Origin of the sequence: Collinsella sp. SGI.180 (genome assembly GCF_050313455.1) — a bacterium.
Lineage (GTDB): Bacteria > Actinomycetota > Coriobacteriia > Coriobacteriales > Coriobacteriaceae > Collinsella.
The window spans coordinates 46845-63717 of the sequence record NZ_JBNPLL010000011.1 but is presented as its reverse complement, the minus strand read 5'-3'; the positions used below and the strand labels follow the sequence as shown (position 1 = coordinate 63717).

Genomic DNA, 16873 nt, shown 5'->3' with positions numbered 1-16873 from the left:
CCAAAAAGCGTACCGAGCGCATGCGCGAGAAAGAGTCTGCCGTCAAACGCGGTGACAAGGCGACACTGGCGCGGCTGCGCAGCGAGGATCGCGCGAGCCAGGCAAAACATATCGACCCGCTGTCCGAGGACGATCCTTCGGGTTCGCAGGTGAGCCATACCATTACGAAAACTGCCATGGCCGTGGTTATCGGCATCCTGGTGCTGATTGTGGGCATGCAGATCGGCTACGGCGTGATGCGACGCCTGAACACCGCGAACCTCTCCGAGAGCGTTTCGGTGGATACCGTTTCGACCGCGCTCAAAGGTGGACTTGAATGGGGCAACGGCTTTACGCAGTTCCCGCTCGATTTTACCGTCGACGAGGCCGACGAGGGTACGGGCACGGTTGAGGTGACGGTGCTGGACACGTCTTCTGCCAATGAACTCGAGTTGCTGTCCAACGGTCAGATTCAGGCGGCGGCGCTCGCAACCAATGCCCTGCTCAACGACAAGATTGACCGTGTGGTGTATAACGTCCACGCCTATATCGACGAGGACAGCAGGATTCAGCATGATTCCTTCTTTGGCATGTTTCCCGCCCAGGGCCACCAGAGTGCCATCATGACGTTCGTCTGGACCAAGAGCTCTTCCAACGCCACCAATATCGACTGGAAGATGCGTATCGTGAGCATGGATGACACCATTGCCGAGCGTATTCAGAAACAGGTGAACTCGGTATCGTCGCTCATCGAGGACCCGGCGGTGAGCCAGACTAAGATTGACGAGGAAAAGGCCGAACGTGACCTGGAGCACCGTCTGCACGGCCGCGAGATTTTCCGTGGCGGCAAGCTTGGCCGCACCCCGTCCGAATTACTTGAGCAGGACAAGCAAAAGTAGTCCGCAGCCACATAGAACGATGACATCCCGCGTGAGCCGCAAGCCCACGCGGGACGATTTTTCTGGGACGGGGATTAAAAAATCATTCTGTCATGTATGCGGTTGGCGAGTAGTCAATTTGGGACGGGGCTATTTTAGCTGCCCCGGCTGGTGGCACGACGGTTAGGTTGATTGACGGACGGGGCAGCTAAAATAGCCCCGTCCCAAATTGACTACTCAGCGACAAAGCTCTGCTTTCAGAATGATTTTTTAATCCCCGTCCCAGAAAAATCATTATGCATAAGAAGTCATAATTATCATTTTGTAAACAATTCTATGTAATTAACGCCATAAGGCATACTTACGGTTAGAATACCGCGAGGCCTAACTACACACCTTTAAGCCGGTCCCGAGAGACCGGGAAGGAGAACTATGGCGAACAACCATATTGCGGGCGCTGCCGCCCGCACCATCGCGCCCAGCGAACTGTGCCAGCGCATGCTGGCCAAAACCAGCAAGGGTGTTTGCGGTCCCTGCATCCTGTACCTTGAGGATGGGACCATTTTTTATGGCCGTGCATGTGGTGCCGAGGGCACCGCGACCGGCGAAGTCTGCTTCAATACCTCACTCGAGGGTTACTTTGAGGTTATGACCGACCCGAGCTATGCTGGCCAGATCGTTACCATGACCTATCCGCAGATTGGCAACTATGGCATCGACGAGACCGATGTCCAGTCCGCCTTCCCCGGCGATGACGTACGCCCCGCGAGTGCTCCCGCCATGCGCGGCATGATCGTGCGCGACATGTGTGCCACGCCTTCTAACTGGCGCTCGGCCGTCAGCGTGCCGGAGTACCTGCGCGCACACGGCATCGTCGCTATCGAGGGCGTCGACACCCGAGCCCTGGTGCGCCACCTGCGCGACAATGGCTCCAAGATGGGCATTATCTCGACCGAGGTCCTCGACATCGACGAGCTTGCCGAGCGCTTGGCCTCTGCTCCCACGCTGGTGGGGGAGAACCTGGTCAAGACCGTGAGCTGCCCTGCGCCCCATCCGTTCGCCGGAAGCGATCTGCCTGCCGAGCATGGCTTTGCGCTTGCGGCCCCCGCTCCCGCCCGCCACAACGTGGTCGCGTACGACTGCGGTGTCAAGCGTGGCATCCTGGAGGGTCTGGTCCGTGCTGGCTGCGACCTCACCGTCGTGCCGTGGGATACACCCGCGCGTCAGGTACTCGACATGAATCCCGATGGCGTCTTTTTGTCCAACGGCCCCGGCGACCCCGATGCCGTGGTAGAGACCTACGAGCAGGTGCAGCAGCTGATCGGCAAGGTGCCCGTCTTTGGCATTTGCTTAGGTCACCAGATGATCAGCTTGGCATGCGGTGCCCAGATGGAAAAGCTCAAATTCGGTCACCGTGGCGGTAACCAGCCGGTTATGAATCTGGTCAGCCGCCGCGTGGAAATTACCGCTCAAAACCATGGCTTTGGCCTGCTGTTCCCCAGCTTGGGCAAGCTTGTCCCCGAGCTTTCGGGCGGCGAGACCGAGCATGCGGCCGACGGCGATCTGCGCGTCTGGGTGCGCCGTGGTATCGCGCCCGTCGTGATGAACGAGCGCTTTGGCCGCATTCGCCTGACGCATGTGAACCTCAACGACGGCACCGCCGAGGGTATTCAGCTGCTCGACGCCCCGTGCTTCTCGGTCCAGTACCACCCCGAGGCCTCGCCCGGCCCCACCGATGCCCACTATCTCTTTACCGCCTTTACGCGACTCATGGACGGCGAGGAGAACTACCTGGACATCGATACCGCGAAGGACCGCCTGCAGGGCTGGAGCTTTGCCGACGAGGGTTCCGCCACGACCGAGACCGAGGAGAACTAACATGCCTAAACGTACTGACATCAAGCGCATCCTCGTCATTGGCTCGGGTCCCATCGTCATTGGCCAGGCCTGCGAGTTCGATTACTCCGGCGCCCAGGCCTGCAAGGTGCTCAAGGAGGATGGCTTTGAGGTCATCCTGGTCAACTCCAACCCGGCGACCATCATGACCGACCCGGGCCTGGCCGACCGCACCTATGTCGAACCCATCACCGCCGAATTTATCGAGCGCGTGATCAAGAAGGAGCGCCCGGACGCGCTGCTGCCCACGCTGGGCGGCCAGACCGGTCTGAACGCCGCCGTCGAGCTGGCAAAGGACGGTACGCTCGACCAGTACGGCGTCGAGATGATCGGCTGCGACCTTGCCGCCATCGAGCGCGGCGAGGACCGCAAGCTCTTTAACGAGGCCATGGCCGAGATCGGCCTGGAGGTCGCGCGCTCGGGCTATGCCTACAGCGTGGCCGACGCCGAGGCCATCGCCGAGCGCGTGGGATATCCCTGCGTGCTGCGCCCGAGCTTTACCCTGGGCGGCGCCGGCGGCGGCATCGCGCATACCCACGAGGAGCTCGTCTCCATCGTGAGCCAGGGCCTTGAGCTCTCGCCCGCCCACGAGGTGCTGGTCGAGGAGTCCATCGAGGGTTGGAAAGAGTACGAGATGGAGGTCATGCGCGACCACGCCGGCAACGGCATCATCGTGTGCTCCATCGAGAACCTCGACCCCATGGGCGTGCATACCGGCGACTCCATCACCGTGGCGCCGGCGCAGACCCTCTCCGACCTTGAGTATCAGCGCATGCGTGTCGCCTCGCTCGCCATTCTGGAGAAGATCGGCGTCGAGACCGGTGGCTCCAACGTGCAGTTTGCCGTGAACCCGCAGACCGGTCGCCTGATCGTCATCGAGATGAACCCGCGCGTGAGCCGTTCGTCCGCACTGGCCTCCAAGGCCACGGGCTTCCCCATCGCCAAGGCCGCCGCTCGCCTGGCCGTGGGCTACACGCTCGACGAGATCGTCAACGACATCACCAAAGCCACGCCTGCCTGCTTTGAGCCCACGATCGACTACTGTGTGGTCAAGGTGCCGCGCTTTGCCTTTGAGAAGTTCAAGGGTGCCGACCCCACGCTCACAACGCGCATGAAAGCCGTGGGCGAGATCATGGCGATCGGCCGCACCTTTGAGGAGGCCTTTGGTAAGGCCATGCGCTCGCTGGAGGACGGGCATCAGGGCATTTGCGCTGGTGGCAAGGAAGGTGCCGATAAGCTGAGCGACGACGAGCTCGCTCAGGCCGTGGGCACCCCGACTGAGCACCGCATCTTCTTTGTGGTCGAGGCCCTGCGTCGTGGCTGGGATGTCGCGCGCATCCATGCCATCTGCGGCATCGATCCGTGGTATCTCAACCGTATCAACGATATGGTGCAGGTCCAGGAGAGCATTCGCGGCCTGCGCGTGGAGGACATCGACGCCGACGCGATGCGCCTGCTCAAGCAGTATGGCACGAGCGATGCCGAGATTGCCGCGCTGACCGGCTCGGACGAGCGCTTTGTTCGCGCTTACCGTAAGGGTCTGGGCGTGGTTCCCAGCATGAAGACGGTCGACACCTGCGCTGCTGAGTTCTCGAGTGCCACGGAGTATCACTACAAGACCTACGAAAACATCTACCGCACGAGCTCGGTCGCCAAGAAGTGCGTTGCCCCCGACGAGACCACGCCGGCAGATAAGCCCAAGGCGATGATTCTGGGTGCCGGCCCCAATCGTATCGGCCAGGGTATCGAGTTTGACTACTGCTGCGTGCACGCGAGCTACGCGCTGGCGGCCCGTGGCTTCGAGACCATCATGGTCAACTGCAACCCCGAGACCGTCTCGACCGACTATGACACGTCCGATCGTCTGTACTTTGAGCCGCTCACCTACGAGGACGTCATGGACGTTATCGATGTTGAGCGCCCCGACGGCGCCGTGGTGACGCTCGGCGGCCAGACTCCGCTTAAGCTGGCGCGCATGCTCGAGGAGAGCGGTGTGAACATCATGGGTACCACGCCCGATGCCATCGATTTTGCCGAGGACCGCGAGCGCTTTGCCGCCCTGCTCGACAAGCTGGGCATTATGTACCCGCCGGCGGGTCAGGCCACCTCGTTTGAGGAGGCCGAGGCCGTGGCTGCGCATATCGGCTACCCGCTGCTGGTTCGTCCGAGCTATGTGTTGGGCGGCCGCGGTATGATGATCGCCTACGATGCCGAGCATCTGCACGATTACATGGCCGAGGCTGCGCGCATTAGCCCCGACTACCCGGTGTACCTCGACCGCTTCCTGGAGGGCGCGATCGAGTCCGATGTCGATGCCCTGTGCGACGGCGAGGAAGTCTACATCGGCGGTATTCTGGAGCATATCGAGGAGGCCGGTATCCACTCCGGTGACTCCGCGACTTGCATTCCGCCGTTTAGCTTTAGCGAGAGTCTGCAGGCGAAGCTCCGCGAGACCACGCGCCGCATTGCGATGGCGCTGGGAGTTCGCGGCCTGGTCAATGTGCAGTATGCCATCAAGGGCGAGACCGTCTACGTGATCGAGGCCAACCCGCGTGCCAGCCGTACCGTGCCGTTTATCTCCAAGGCCACCGGCGTGCCGCTGGCCAAGTGCGCGGCGCGCATCATGGCGGGCGATTCCATCGCGAGCCTGGGCCTGCCGAGCGACGAGCGCCAGCTGGACTGCTTTTGCATGAAGGAAGCCGTTATGCCCTGGGGTCGTTTCCCGGGAGCCGACGTTATCCTGGGGCCCGAGATGAAGTCGACGGGCGAGGTCATGGGTGTCGCCAAGAGCTATCCCGAGGCATACGCCAAGACACAGCTGGCGATTGACTACAAACTGCCCGATCCGAGCGCCGGCAAGGTGTTCATTAGCGTGTGCGATCGCGACAAGCGCCATATCCTTTCGGTCGCCCGTATCCTGCGCTATCTGGGCTTTGACATCTGCTCTACCGAGGGTACGGCGCGCGTGCTGCGTGGAGGCAACGTGACGTGCGAGGTCGTGGAAAAGATCAGCGGCCCACACGACGGCGAGCGCCCCAACATCGGTGACCTTATCGCCGATGGCAAGATCGCGGTAATCATCAATACGCCGTACGGCCCGGGCTCGCGCGGCGACGGCTATCTGTTGCGCACCGAGGCGGTGCGCCGCGGCGTGACCTGCGTGACGGCGATGTCTGCCGCCAACACCTACGTGAGTGCTATCGAGGCGGTGCGCGAGGACCAGCAGGGCCACGGCAGCGCCAACGACATGGGCATGGACGTCATCGCCCTGCAGGACCTGCCGCAGTACACGGTGTAATGTGACCTGGCCGGCCGGGGCGGGAGGGGCCGAGATTTCCCCCTTTCGCTCCGGCTGCAAGCAGAGTCGCTCAGGGGGAAACTCGGCCCCTCCCGCCCCGGCCTGTGGTGACTTGGCTGCACCGTGTACTGTCGAAGGGGCTTTGCGCGATGACTGGGGCTGAATAAAATTGAGTGTGGGCGCCGTCGTTCATTCGAACGACGGCGCCCACGTTATGTAGGAGGGACTTTCAGCCTCGTCAACCTCCCATTCCAAACCAAATCAGCCAACGTACGTCATGGCAATATCCGGTAGGTCCCCGGGTGCCCCGCGGCGGGCTGGGTTATTTAGCTGAACGACTTTGCGTAGCAATCGGAGTGAAGATGAAAACACCGGGCCGCCGCAGAGCACCAACAGACCGCAGGGACGGGAGCAGCTATACTACTCTCAGTAGTTAAGGGTCGCGGATTGGCCGCGTCACCGCTCTCAACAGGAGGTCTTTGTTTATGGCAGATCAAAAGCCGGTTGTCGGGATCATCATGGGTTCCAAGTCCGATCTGGGCGTTATGGAAGGCTGCACCGCCGAGCTCGAGGCGCTCGGTGTGCCCTATGAGCTCGTGATTGCCAGCGCGCACCGTACGCCGGCGAAGGTCCACGAGTGGGCTTCGACTGCCGCCGACCGTGGCATCAAGGTGATTATCGCCGCAGCCGGCAAGGCCGCGCACCTGGGCGGTGTCGTGGCTGCCTTTACGCCGCTGCCGGTTATCGGCGTGCCTATGAAGACGAGTGATCTGGGCGGCATGGATTCGCTGCTGTCGATGGTGCAGATGCCTTCGGGCGTGCCTGTGGCATGCGTTGCCATCAACGGCGCCAAGAACGCTGCCATCTACGCCACGCAGATTCTGGGTGCTTGCGATCCCGAGTATCGCGCAATTATCGAGAAGATGAAGCAGGAGATGGCTGACGCCTAAGCGGCTTGCCGTTCCGTTGTAATCATAGGGAGAGTCATGTCCGACTATCAGGGAAAACGTTTCTCGGCTTCTCATATCCCCGATCCATCCAAGTCGGGATCGGCCCGCTCCATGCAGCAGGGTCGGGCATCCTCTCCTCAACAGGCTCGTGCGCCGCGCCCCGTAACGCCGACGTCCCATCGCCGTCAGGATACGCCGGCTGCGTTTCGCCCCTCGTCATATGGCACGGCAAAGAAGCAGGCCCGGTCGACGAGGCAACCGAGCGGCGCTCCGTCCAGCTACACCGAGCCGCCGCGTAAGAAGCGCCGCTCCATCATCCCCATTCTGCTCATCATCGTGGGCATCGGTCTGATTGTCGCCGCTGCCGCCATCTTTATCAATGCTCAGATTGGCTATAAGCAGGCAAGCGATTCGTACCAGAAAATCGAGAAGCAGTACGTGAGCGATAAGGATGCGAGCGGCGTGCCGATTGTCGATTTTGACGCTCTTGCTAAGGCAAATCCCGAGATCGTGGGATGGATTTATGTGCCGGATACCAACATCAACTATCCCGTGGTGCAGGCCAAGGACAACTCTAAATACCTCAACACGCTGTTTGACGGTACGTCCAATGCATCGGGTGCGATTTTCTTGGACTTCGAAGATGTCGCGCCGGGCATGGTGGACCAGCAGACGACAATCTACGGCCACCATATGAACGACGGATCGATGTTTAATGTGATCTCGGACACCACCGACCAGGCGACGTTCGACAGCATCGAGTACGTGTACTACATCACGCGCGATGGCACGTATAAGCTGAGACCGCTGGCGACCAAGGTGGTTGAGGATACGTACTCCAAGGCGCGCGCGACCAACTTTGAGGGCGACGACGGGCTGACGAATTATCTGTCCGAGATGCTCGATGGCGCCTCGGCCGTGGCAAACGATGCGACCGACCGTGCTGCCTCGGCAACTAAGGTCGTAACGCTTGTGACTTGTCGCTCACTGTCATTTAGCAATACGCGCGCCGTCATGGTACTCACGCCGGTCGAGGAATAAGCGGTTCGAGAGTAGCTAATTTGGGACGGGGCTCTTTTAGCTACCCCGGATATGCAGAATGATTTTGCTGGGTTAGGTGACGGGGGTAGCTAAAAGAGCCCCGTCCCAAATTAGCTACTCGACGACGCTAAAAAGGAGAAATGATGCTTGAGAACGGCAAATTGATGCCTTCGGTCGATGCGTGGCTGCGCGAAGCCAAGGCCGACGCTTCGGCGCCGGCGTGTGGCATGTACCTGACGCACAATGGCGTGGTGCGTGCGACACCCAAGTCCGAGGCGCGCGGTGTCGAGACCGATGGCGTGGCGCCGGACCACAAGGTGGGCGGCATGGTGTTTGGCTACGACGCCAGCAAGGTACAGGCTGCCATCGAGGCGACGCGCACGATGCCGGGTATCGGCTATGTGCGCGTATGGCTGGCGAGCGGCGAGCTTGCCGTGGGCGACGATATCATGCTCGTGCTCATTGGCGGAGACATTCGCCCGCATGTGGTCGATGCCCTGCAGGCGCTCGTCGGCACTATCAAGAACGAGTGCGTGAGCGAGGTCGAGCGCGAAGCGTAACGCCTAGCCGGCAACCCGTGTACGTCTATAGCAAAAGCTCGCTGGCAGTTCATGTAGATCTGCCAGCGGGCTTTGGTGTGTTGGGGCTGTTTTGTGCCGGCGCTCGCTACACGCGCGTGGCGTCCTTGGGGCTCATGGTCATGCTCTGGAAGCGATTTTCCATATACTCGTTATCGAAGTACTTTCCGTAGAACTGCGCAACGGGAATATCGCTGGCCGTGCCGTTGACACGCTGGTACCAGTAGTCGAGCGATTGCAGCGTCATGACGCCGTCGACCAGCATGATGATGGTAAAGATGACGGTGGCTGAGTAGCGACTCTTCCAGGGAATCATGTTAATGAGCTTGAGCAATCTGGGCAGCAGCAGCTTGATCCAGATGAGTCCGCCCAGACCCCACAGGCAGGCGAAGCCCGTGCAAGTGCGACCGCCCGTAAGCACGGCGAGCGGATCGGGCATGCCAAAGAGCTTCATATGCGAGTAGCTCCACGAGACCACACCGAACGAGGTCTGCATAAACCAGCCTACAAAGACCTCAAAGCTTGCGCCAAGCAGGGCGCTCACCAAAAAGATAATGATGGGGTTCTTTTTGTAGAAGCGGTTGAGCACCATGGTCATGAGTACGGCGCCAAATCCGTAGATGGGGCTGAAGGGGCCAAATAGCATGCCGGCGCGGTTCTGGTAGACGCCTGGATCGTCGACCGTCATGTGCCAGATGTCCTCCAGGATCAGGCCGAGCACGCAGCAGACAAAGAATACCCAGAACAGGTTGAAGTAGTTGAGCTTAATGTAGCCCTCGCCGGTCTCATCGCGGCCGAGCATGCCCTCGGCGGCGGCGTCGCGATCGAGCATCTCCTGCAGGCGGCGCTGCAGTTCGCGCTCCTGACGAAGCGTGGGGTCAACAGTGGCCGAAAGCGCGACGAGGATGCCGAGCTGGATGGCGGGGCGCAGCAAGAACGGCCCGATACCCTGGAGCATCACGTCGACCAAAAGCTCAATGACGGTAAGTGCGATAAGGATATAGGACAGGCGCGCGGCGTTGCGGCGCTGGTTCTTGATGAGGTCCAGGCCAAAGATGATCAAGATGACCGCGCTCGCCGCCGAGAGCATGATGCCGGCGACGATAAGGCCGACCGCGACGAGCGTGTTGTCGCCGAGCTTGGCGGCGGCGTTGCCGTTGATGAGCGCGGTGATGACCTGCCACATAAAAGCGCCGACCGAAGGGAGCGTGCCTACGCCGGACAGGATGCACAGGACGGCGTACACCTTAATGATGAGGGGAATCTTCTTGACCTCCGTGGCGCTGGGGACGCTGGGGTCGAGTTCGTTTCGATCCATACGGAACCTTTCTCGTTTTGTTGTAGGTTACAAGGATACGCCGCCGACCTGCTTAAAGACAGGACGAATGGCCCAATTGCAGCAATGTAAGCCCTAACGGTGGGCGAGACGCGTCGCGACGGAAACATACGGGACCGTTGGCCCCGAGGGCGGGTTGCCCGATAAAATGTTTGGCCGCAAAACGGATTATAAGCTCGGTGGGCTTTTAAAAACCGCTGTTCATGCGCGGGAGTGCTTGTCTTGCCGTGCGTATAATAGGGCAGGTAACGCCAAATAACGAGGCTCTGAGGGGATGCCATGTCTCAAGAAACCATCCGCGCGGCCGAGCGTGCTACAGGACGGGTGACGACCATGTCGACGTATGATCCGGACTCCGACCAGCTGCATGAGGAATGCGGCATCTTTGGTGTGTGGGCACCCGATCGCGACGTGGCTCGACTGACGTACTTTGGTCTGCGTGCGCTGCAGCATCGCGGCCAGGAATCGGCGGGAATCGCCGTGGGCGATGGCGGCACGGTTATGGTTCGCAAAGACCTGGGACTGCTCGATCGCGTGTTCTCCAACGCCGACCTGTCGACGCTCTCCGGCCAGTTGGCTGTGGGCCACGTGCGCTATGGTACCGCCGGCGCCAAGAGCTGGGAAGCCTCGCAGCCGCATCTTTCCACCATCAACAGCGTCATCATCGCGCTTGCGCACAACGGCACCCTGGTTAACACTGACGAGCTGCGCCGCCAGCTGATCGAGCTCGGCGTGCCGTTCCTCTCCAATTCGGATTCCGAGGTCGCGACCAAGCTCATTGGCTACTTTACCCAGCGTACGGGCCACCTGCGCGAGGGCATTCGCAAGACCATGGAGCTCGTGCGCGGCGGCTACGCCATGACGCTCATCAACGAGCAGGCACTCTACGCTTTCCGCGACCCACATGGCATTCGTCCGCTGGTGCTGGGCAAGCTCGTGGACGAGGGCCTGGACCAGGCCGACGCCGCATCCGTTTCGCAGCTACCGTCGCAAGACGACGCCGCGACGGTCGACGCTGCCGCTCATGTCACGCGCGCTGGCGGCTGGGTCGTTGCCTCCGAGACATGTGCACTCGATATCGTGGGCGCCGAGTATGTCCGTGATGTCCGTCCCGGCGAGATCTTGCGCATCAGTGCCGAGGGCCTGGTATCCGAGCAGGGTGTGCCCGCTGCCGAAGAGCCCGCTAACTGCATCTTTGAGCAGGTCTACTTTGCCCGCCCCGACTCCATCATGAATGGCAAGAGCGTCTACGCCTGCCGTTACGACATGGGTCGTCAGCTGGCACACGAGGAGCCCGTCGATGCCGACCTGGTCATCGGCGTGCCCGACTCCGGTCTGCCGCCTGCGGAGGGTTATTCGCGCGAGAGCGGCATTCCCTTTGGCGAGGGCCTCATCAAGAATCGCTATGTGGGCCGTACGTTTATCGAGCCCACGCAGGAGCTGCGTGCCATGGGCGTGCGCATGAAGCTCAATCCGCTGCGCGACAATATCGAGGGCAAGCGCCTGGTCGTCATCGACGACTCCATCGTACGCGGCACCACCATGGTGCAGCTCGTCAAGATGCTGCGCAACGCCGGCGCCAAGGAGATTCACATCCGCATCAACTCGCCCGAGGTCATCTGGCCGTGCTTCTACGGCATCGATACCGACGTGCAGTCGCAGCTCATCAGCGCTAACAAGACGGTCGATGAGATCTGCGAGTACATTGGCGCCGATTCGCTGGCCTTCCTTTCGGTCGAGGGCCTGCTGAAGGTCATGCCCAAGGGCGGCTACTGCGATGCGTGCTTTACCGGCCGTTATCCCGTGGCGATTCCCGAGAGCTTTGGCCGCGACAAGTTTATGGAGGGCTTTAAGCCCCGCAACCTGGATAAGCCGCTGCACTTTGGCGATGACGCCGTGGTCGAGAAATACGATGACCGCAGCTGGGAAGAGAAGCACGGCGAGGCCTAGAACCTGCCATTTAGGGACAGGTTTATTTTGGTAGGTTTTACCTGCTGTTTTGTTGATTTGGCGGCGCGTGTTGTTACCGTGTGCGCCAACTTGAGGGCAACTATGGGCACTGTTTGGCGTCTGTGTGTCAAACAGTAGTGGGAGAGGAAGGCTCAGATGAGCGACAGCAAGCATGTGACGTATGAGGATGCCGGCGTCGATACCGCCGAGGGCGGCCGCGCCGTCGACGCTATTAAGCAAATGGTTAAGGATACCAACCGTCCCGAGGTTATCGGCGGCATCGGTGGCTTTGGCGGCCTGTTCTCGGCCGCCGCGCTTAAGGATATGGAAGACCCGATCCTGATCAGCGGTACCGACGGCGTGGGCACCAAACTCGTCCTCGCCCAGATCATGGACCGTCACGAGACGGTGGGCCAGGACCTGGTCGCCATGTGCGTCAACGACATTTTGGCTTCGGGCGCCGAGCCGCTCTTCTTTTTGGACTATGTTGCCATCGGCCACATCGAGGCCGAGCACATGGCAAAGATCATCAAGGGCGTGGCAGACGGCTGCAAGCTCGCGGGCTGCGCGCTCGTGGGCGGCGAGATGGCCGAGCACCCGGGCGTCATGGCTCCCGCCGACTACGACCTCGCCGGCTTTACCGTGGGTGTCGTCGACCGTCCCAAGATGCTCGACCCCGCCAACGTCCGCCCCGGCGACGTGATTCTGGGCCTTCCCTCCACCGGCGTGCACTCCAACGGCTACTCGCTCGTGCGTAAGGTCATCGGCGTTGACGGCATCAAGCCTGGTACGCCCGAGGCCGCCGCTAAGGCCGAGGAGCTGAGCCGTCCGCTCGAGGAGCTCGGCGGCGCATCACTGGCAGACGCTCTGCTGGCCCCCACGCGCATCTACGTCAAGCCGATTCTTGAGCTGCTCCGCGGCGGCGCTCCGGTGCACGCCATCGCCCATATCACCGGCGGCGGCATTACCGAGAACCTTAACCGTGCGCTGGCCGACGACGTCGACGCCGTGGTCACCCGTAATGGCGCCGAGATGGGCTGGGACGTTCCGCCCGTCATCACCTATGTTTCGCGCCAGGCCGAGCTTACGCCCAACGAGGCATGCAAGACCTTCAACATGGGCGTCGGCCTGTGCCTGATTGTCGCTCCCGAAGATGAGGCCGCGGTAACCGATGCCCTGGTCGCGCTGGGCGAGAAGCCGCTCCGCGTGGGCGAATGCGTCGAGGGCTCCGGTAAGGTCGTGTACTCCGATGAGCGCTAACGAGCAGATGACTGCCGCCGAGGGCTTGGGTTTTGCGCCCTATACCCGTCCGACCGGCACCGATACCACCGAGCCGCTCAAGATCGGCGTGCTCATCAGCGGTTCGGGCACCAACCTACAGGCGCTGATCGACCTGATCGCCGCCGGCAAGCTCAATGCTTCGATCGAGCTCGTGGTGTCGAGCCGTCCTTCGGCCAAGGGCCTGCAGCGTGCAGAGCGTGCGGGTATCCAGACGCTGACGCTCTCCAAGGATGTCTACGCCGACCCTATCGCCGCCGACGAGATTATTGCGCACGAGCTTCTCGAGCGCGGCTGCGAGTATGTGGTCATGGCTGGCTACATGCGCATGGTGCATACGCCGCTGCTGGCGGCGTTCCCCAACCGCGTTGTCAATCTGCATCCGGCGCTGCTGCCGAGCTTTACCGGTGCGCATGCGATCGACGATGCCTTTACGCGCGGCGTCAAGGTGACCGGTGTGACCGTGCATTTTGCCAACGAGGTCTACGACAACGGCCCCATCATTGCCCAGCGCGCGCTGGCCGTTGAGGAAGGCTGGGATGTCGACACACTCGAGGAGCACATCCATGCGATCGAGCACGTGCTGTATCCCGAAGTCGTGCAGATGCTCGCTGACGGCCGCGTCCACGTGTTGGAGAGCGGTAAGGTTGCAATTGATCCGGCGCGCCATCGTGCGTAAAAGGATTCGCTTGGTTTTCCTTGCGACGTAAACTATCAAAAAAGCTGATTGGGGCATATGGAATCACATGTGCCCCAATCAGCTTAATACCTCTTTGATTTTGGGCTTTGGATAACGTGACGGGCACCATTCCCATTCCAAGAAATCCGATAGGGCCTCGTCCGTGTGTGGGCGGGGCCCTTTTGCGTGGCCTTTTATGTTTGCTATACTGCTAGCAAGTAGAAAGGAGCCGCTATGGGTGCAGCAACGGTGCAGCTCAACACACGAATCGATCCTATGCTCAAGGCTGGTGGCGATGCGGTCCTGACACGCAATGGATTGGGGCCGAGCGATGCCGTTCGTGCGCTTTGGGCCTATCTTGTCGAGCATCAAGCGTTGCCGGGATTTATGGTGACGGATAAGCGCGAGGCGCCCCGCGCGGAGAGCCTGGCTGAGCAGGGGTGTGGCCTAGCTTTTTCATCGCTGGGGTTAAATGCTTCGGATTTTGCGCCAGTTGGATCATCTGCGGAAGATTGGGATGCCGTACGAGATGATATGTATGACACGATGATTGCCGATATTGAGGCGAATTGTCGATGATCGAGGCAAAGCATCTCTTGGTAGATACGAACGTTTGGCTCGATTATTACCTGCAAGAGGGGGCGTTCGACGAAGCGAAGAGATTAGTTGAACTGGCCGAGGCGGGAAAGATTGACCTTCTGTACACGCCCACGACGGCAAAGGATGTGTTCTATATCCTGCCTCGGCGTCTGGCTCGGCGGAATGCGAATGGGATTAACGTTTCGTTTGCCTCGGCGTCATGGGCCTGCATCGAGCATATGATGCAGGTGGCAACTGCCTCTCCGCTTTCGTTGGCAGAGTGCGAGATGGCGCGCATGCTTGGCAAGCGCATGCCGGATCTCGAAGACAACCTCATCATCGCTTCGGGCGAGACGGCAGATGTTGACTACGTGGTCACGAGCGATCGGCGCATGCTGGAGGCGATGCCCGAGGTGTGCTTGACGCCTGCCCGCGCACTCGAGATGATTGGGATCCTCGGCTAACCTTGCCTGTCTGGTTTCGCTATCATATGGGGCATTGTGAACCTCATGCAACTTTGGAGGACGGTATGGCGGATAACGCCGAGATGCTATTCGCGCCTGAGCTGGTGTTTTTTGATTGGGAGTGCGCGACGCCGGATGAGGTGTTTGCGCGACTCGAGGGCGAGCTTGCTCCGCACGGCTACATTGCGTCCGGTTGGCTCGATGCCGTCCGTACGCGCGAGGACATCTATCCCACGGGCCTCGCCATGCCGGCGGCCAATATTGCCATTCCGCATACCGATCCGGGGTTTGTGGCTAAGCCCTATATCGCGGTGGTGAAGCCCTCCGCGCCCGTGACGTTCAATGCTATGGCGGGCATGGGTGCCCCCGTGCCGGCGCAGATCATCATCAATCTGGGTATTGCCGAGCCGGGCGGCCAGGTCGAGGCCCTGCAAGCGCTTATGAATATCTTTATGGATGCCGACGCCGCAGCCGACGTGCTCGGTCAGACTTCGTCCCAGGGCATGGTCGACGCCATCCGCCGCCACTTCTAGGGCCGGCATTTGGGGACTGTCCCTAACTGCCGGCAGAAAAGGAACGTCCCTAGCTGTCGGAGCTGTCCCCTTTGCACCAAAATGGTGCAGATTGACCTGTCTCCCATGCACCAGGTGTGCCGCGGGGCTGCGTTGTGACACAATGACGTTTGTTCGATTCGTGATGCGAAAGGCCAACTATGGCAAATAAGAAAAAGAACTCCGAGGCCGCGCCGACGCCCGAGCAGCAGGCCCGCGCCGCCTCCAGCTCTCGCAAGAAGCAGCGCAAGACCTATGTGTCCAAGACCGTCAAGATCGTTCTGGTGGTTATCGGCGTGCTGGCAATGCTGCTTTCCGTCTCGGCCATGGCGTGCTCCGGTTTGATGTCGCAGACCGAGAACAATAACTCGGGTTACAAACTGACCGGCGGTGTGGCTGCTACCGTCAACGGAACCAATCTCACCGAGGACACCGTAACCAAGCAGATCATGAGCATGCGCACGTCCTACGGCTACACCAAGGATGAGGATTGGGCGCAGTATCTGGTTGACAACGACCTGACGCCCAAGAAGTACCGCAAACAGCTCATCGATTCCTATACGCAGCAGATTCTGCTCCAGCAGGCGCAGAAGGAGAACGGCGTGACGGTTTCGGACGAGGAAGTAGAGAAGGCTTGGAAGGACGCCTGCAAGAGCGCGGGCGGCGCCAAGACCTTTAAGGAGACCCTTAAGACCTACGGCTATACCGAGGACACCTACAAGGACTCGCTCAAGGAGAGCCTGGCGCAGCAGAAGCTTAAGGATACCGTTGCTCCCACCAGCAAGCCCAAGGACAGCGAGATTGTCGATTACATTAACGAGAACCTGTCTAACTACAACGATGCCCGCCGCTCGTCGAACATCCTGATCAAGGTTGATTCCGACGCTTCCGACGAGGACAAGGCCGCCGCCAAGGCCAAGGCGCAGGAGTGCCTGGATAAGATCAACTCCGGCGAGCTGAGCTTTGAGGATGCCGTGAAGCAGTATTCCGACGACACCGGTTCCAAGGAGAAGAAGGGTGACGTGGGCTGGGATAAGCTCACCACCTTTGTCGACAGCTACCAGACGGCGCTCGAGGGCCTTAACAAGGGCGATATGAGCGATGTGGTCGAGTCGACGTATGGCTACCACATCATCAAGTGCACCGACTACTTCCATGTCGATGGCCAGGTCGATGACATCAATCAGGTGCCCAAGGCTATTAAGAAGTACGTTTCCAATGTGGTGAAGACCCAGGCATCGGGCACGGCATACAACGAGTGGCTGGAGAAGTACACGAAGGATGCCGACATTACCGTCAACCCCATGCCCAAGGACGTGCCCTATAACGTAAGCCTGAAGGGCGTCACCAAGAGCTCGACCGACGATTCGTCGACGACTGAGTAATCAAGGGGCGGTGCTCGTGCGAGTGCCGCCC

14 protein-coding genes are annotated in these 16873 nt (G+C 60.5%); 13 read left to right on the top strand and 1 reads right to left on the bottom strand.

Annotated elements, in window-relative coordinates:
- From ACQRAP_RS05845 to ACQRAP_RS05820, 6 genes are all read left to right on the top strand, one after another.
- On the top strand, positions 1–878 hold an 878-nt coding region (locus ACQRAP_RS05845; protein WP_427795128.1), incomplete at its 5' end, for a hypothetical protein.
- Positions 879–1289: 411 nt separating this feature from the next.
- Entirely contained in the window at positions 1290–2735 is a 1446-nt protein-coding gene (gene carA / locus ACQRAP_RS05840; protein WP_427795127.1) for a glutamine-hydrolyzing carbamoyl-phosphate synthase small subunit, read from the top strand.
- A gap of 1 nt (position 2736) precedes the next feature.
- Positions 2737–6051, top strand: a complete 3315-nt coding sequence (carB, locus tag ACQRAP_RS05835) for a carbamoyl-phosphate synthase large subunit (protein ID WP_427795126.1) — start codon at positions 2737–2739, stop codon at positions 6049–6051.
- A gap of 485 nt (positions 6052–6536) precedes the next feature.
- A complete protein-coding gene (gene purE, locus ACQRAP_RS05830; protein WP_154516732.1) occupies positions 6537–7001 on the top strand; it encodes a 5-(carboxyamino)imidazole ribonucleotide mutase in 465 nt (154 codons plus the stop codon).
- 36 nt (positions 7002–7037) lie between these two features.
- Complete coding sequence (locus ACQRAP_RS05825) at positions 7038–8042, top strand: class B sortase (protein WP_427728842.1); 1005 nt, start codon at positions 7038–7040, stop codon at positions 8040–8042.
- Positions 8043–8185: 143 nt separating this feature from the next.
- Positions 8186–8602: a molybdenum cofactor biosynthesis protein MoaE gene (locus tag ACQRAP_RS05820; RefSeq protein ID WP_427747584.1), complete on the top strand. Its 417-nt coding sequence runs from the start codon at positions 8186–8188 to the stop codon at positions 8600–8602.
- A gap of 106 nt (positions 8603–8708) precedes the next feature.
- Here the strand turns inward: ACQRAP_RS05820 and ACQRAP_RS05815 are convergent, their stop codons facing one another.
- Complete coding sequence (locus ACQRAP_RS05815) at positions 8709–9938, bottom strand: putative ABC transporter permease (RefSeq protein ID WP_427747585.1); 1230 nt, start codon at positions 9936–9938, stop codon at positions 8709–8711.
- 297 nt (positions 9939–10235) lie between these two features.
- Between ACQRAP_RS05815 and purF the strand changes: the two genes are divergently transcribed.
- The 7 genes from purF to ACQRAP_RS05780 all read left to right on the top strand — a co-directional run bounded on the left by purF (position 10236) and on the right by ACQRAP_RS05780 (position 16842).
- On the top strand, positions 10236–11906 hold the full coding sequence (gene purF / locus ACQRAP_RS05810; protein WP_427717962.1) for an amidophosphoribosyltransferase: 1671 nt from the start codon (positions 10236–10238) through the stop codon (positions 11904–11906).
- 156 nt (positions 11907–12062) lie between these two features.
- Entirely contained in the window at positions 12063–13166 is a 1104-nt protein-coding gene (purM, locus tag ACQRAP_RS05805) for a phosphoribosylformylglycinamidine cyclo-ligase (RefSeq protein ID WP_427795125.1), read from the top strand.
- Complete coding sequence (purN, locus tag ACQRAP_RS05800; protein WP_427747587.1) at positions 13156–13863, top strand: phosphoribosylglycinamide formyltransferase; 708 nt, start codon at positions 13156–13158, stop codon at positions 13861–13863. Before purM ends, purN begins: the two co-directional genes overlap by 11 nt.
- Positions 13864–14097: 234 nt before the next feature.
- A complete protein-coding gene (locus tag ACQRAP_RS05795) occupies positions 14098–14442 on the top strand; it encodes a type II toxin-antitoxin system RelB/DinJ family antitoxin (protein ID WP_427747588.1) in 345 nt (114 codons plus the stop codon).
- Positions 14439–14906, top strand: coding sequence for a PIN domain-containing protein (locus ACQRAP_RS05790; RefSeq protein WP_427747589.1), 468 nt, complete (start codon positions 14439–14441; stop codon positions 14904–14906). Before ACQRAP_RS05795 ends, ACQRAP_RS05790 begins: the two co-directional genes overlap by 4 nt.
- A 65-nt stretch (positions 14907–14971) precedes the next feature.
- Positions 14972–15439, top strand: coding sequence for a PTS sugar transporter subunit IIA (locus ACQRAP_RS05785; RefSeq protein WP_427747590.1), 468 nt, complete (start codon positions 14972–14974; stop codon positions 15437–15439).
- A gap of 179 nt (positions 15440–15618) precedes the next feature.
- Complete coding sequence (locus ACQRAP_RS05780; RefSeq protein WP_427747591.1) at positions 15619–16842, top strand: peptidylprolyl isomerase; 1224 nt, start codon at positions 15619–15621, stop codon at positions 16840–16842.
- Positions 16843–16873 lie beyond the last annotated feature (31 nt).